Origin of the sequence: Kitasatospora sp. NPDC101155, from assembly GCF_044768305.1 — a bacterium.
In the GTDB taxonomy this organism is placed as follows: Bacteria; Actinomycetota; Actinomycetes; order Streptomycetales; family Streptomycetaceae; genus Kitasatospora.
Map to the genome: position 1 here is coordinate 1 of NZ_JBIWPN010000144.1, position 2,653 is coordinate 2,653.

Annotated in this window: 1 protein-coding gene; it reads right to left on the bottom strand. The window is 72.4% G+C overall.

Annotated elements, in window-relative coordinates; all coding sequences use genetic code 11:
- Nucleotides 1-246: 246 nt before the first annotated feature.
- On the bottom strand, nucleotides 247-2,031 hold the full coding sequence (locus ACIRYZ_RS46425; protein ID WP_402955789.1) for an Ig-like domain-containing protein: 1,785 nt from the start codon (nucleotides 2,029-2,031) through the stop codon (nucleotides 247-249).
- Nucleotides 2,032-2,653 lie beyond the last annotated feature (622 nt).

The window sequence follows — 2,653 nt, forward strand, 5'->3', positions numbered from 1 at the left end:
GGAGCGGGCGGACGCCGACCTCGTGCTCACCGCGCTGGAGTACGCCCTGCACGGCCGGCCCGTCGAGCCCGGGACGCTGATCCATCACAGCGACCACGGGTGTTTCTATACCTCCGGCCCTCGCCGTCTGCGAAGCGCCTGGAGCGGCGCCGGGCGACGCGAGGAGCCCGCGCCGGCTGCGTGGAGTGCGGCAGCGGGCGCGGGCTCTGCGGGCTTACCCGGGGGCGGGATGCCGGGCCGGGCGGGTTACAGGGTGCTGCACTGGCCCCCGCGGACGCCGGTGACGGTGTTGGGGTGGCCGTCGTTGGTGGGGGGCGGGGTGTTGCCGAAGCAGGCCAGGGAGCCGCCGATGGTGTTGCCCTCGATCTCGGGGCGGTTGTCCTCGGGGAAGGGCCCGGTGCCGGTGTTGCCGGTGACCATCAGGGATCCGCCGATGTGGTTGCCGACGGCCTCCAGGCCGCCGGTGTTGTTGCTCAGCCGGACCGAGGACTGGATCTGGTTGGCGGCGCAGTGGTCGTCGCCGGGATCGCCGATGACGACGAACCTGCTTGCCCCGCCCACGGCGAGGGAGCCGGTGACGGTGGTGCCGCACACCCCGACCAGGGTGGAGCCGAAGGAGAAGACGCTGCCCTGGACGGTGGAGTTGCCGATGAACAGGGCGGTGCCCGCCCCGGCCGAGACGCTGCCGCCGACGGTGGCGCCCAGGACGCAGGTGCTCTCGCCGGTGGCGATGACACTGGCCACGGAGCCGGTGACGGTGCGGGTGCAGTTGACCGTCTGGGTGGCGCTCTCCAGCGCGGGGGCCGGGTAGGTGGTGTCGCCGCTGTACTGGGCGGTCAGGGTGTGGCTGCCGGGCAGCAGGTTCGACCAGGTCAACTGGGCCTGGGCGCAGTGGTCGCCTCCGCCGGGGGACAGCGGGGCGGTGCCGAGGGTGGCGCCGGCGTCGGTGAAGGTGACGGTGCCGGTCGGGGTCGGGCCGGTGCCGCCGTTGGGGCAGACGGTGTCGGTGAGCGTGACCGGGTGCCCGAACAGCGACGGGTTCGGCGAGGTCGTGAGCGTGGTCGTCACCGTGGGCTGGCTGATGTAGCTGATGGTGATGCTCGCGGCGGCGCTGGTCACCGTCGGGCCGGTGCCGCCGACGGGGACGAGGGACGAGCCACCGCCCCCGCCACCCCCACTCCCCGCCGGGCTGGTCGAGGGGTTGATGTTGCCGCCGCCGCCTCCGCCGTAGAAGCCGGCGCCGCCTCCGCCACCCGTGTTCAGGCCGCCGTTGCCGCCGGTGCCGAGCGTGCCGGGCGTACCGGACGGTGTCCCGCCGCCCCCGGCGCCGCCGGCACCGCCCTGGGTGGCCGTGCCCGCCCCGCCGCCGGTTCCTCCGCTGCACGCACCGTCTGCGCCCGGCTGGCCGGCATCCCCACCCGGGCTTCCCGGGCAGGGGTTCTGAGCGGCTTCACCGGCTCCACCGCCGCCCGCGGCCACGACGAGGCGGGAGTCGGTGGTGGTGAGGGGGACGGTGCGGGGTTGGGTGCGGATGTCGGAGGCTCCGCCTCCTCCGCCGCCGAAGTGGGTGTTGCCGCCGCCGTTGAAGCCGCCGGTGCACTGCGACGTCGGGTAGCAGGATCCGTTGTTGGTGGCGGTGCCGCCGACTTCGACGTAGAGCGTCTGTCCGCCGGACAGTCCGGTGAGAGTGCCCGACACCTGAGCGCCACGGCCGCCGCTCGCGTGACCGAGCCCCTCCAGGCCGCCGGCCGCGCCGATCGCCGTGACGTCGACCTGTGTGACGCCGTTGGGGACGGTGAACGTCTGCTCGGCGCCGGTGAAGGCGAACGTACAGGTGGTCGTGCTACCGGACGTCGTGCAGGTGCCCTGGGCATGGGCGGGTACGGACAGCGCCACCGGGGTGATACCGGCGGCACAGAACACGCCGGCCGCAACGGCCAGCGCACGTCCACGGCGGCCCGCCCAACCGGTGCGGTACCCGCTCACACCCGAACCCGGCCGGCCACCGGCAACCGACAGTGAGAACGTCACGATCTACTCCCAGAAGCGGAAAGCGGAAAGGGGAATGCCCCAGCAGGGGAATGTCTTCCGCCACCCTGGATCAGGCACCCCGGCCCCCGGCCGGCAACCGATCCGACACACCGCCGAATCACCCCGGCGGTCCCCTGTCCACCCGGCATGCACGCAAGACCGGAGCACGAAACCCGACCTCCGTCGCCCAGGACGTCACCAGGCCGATCCCGGCAGGCAGGCGGTGCTGTCGAAACTCGTGAACATTCCGCCGCGATCTCGGAAGCCCTGTGCCTCCCGAATCGGTGTGGAAGTGCTGCCCAAGCTCGTGGACGAAGCCAGCCAGCCGCCTGGTGACGCCGTCGGCTGTCCCGTCTCAGATGATCTGGCCTGCGGGTGGGGCCGTGACCTGCGGCGACCAGGTCAACCGAGACGCCGGGCGGCCGAGAATCTCAGGCGACCTGGTCTCGGACAATTGGATGCCGAGCGCTGTCTCAGTTGATCTGGCCCGGTGACGCCGTTTCGAACGTCATGCGAATGACCGGCGGGGCGGATTCAACTGATCGTCGCAACACCTCGATCGAGGAGGATGTTGTGGCTCAGGGAAGGGCGCGTGCAGCGCTGAAGGCGGGTCGCCCGCCCT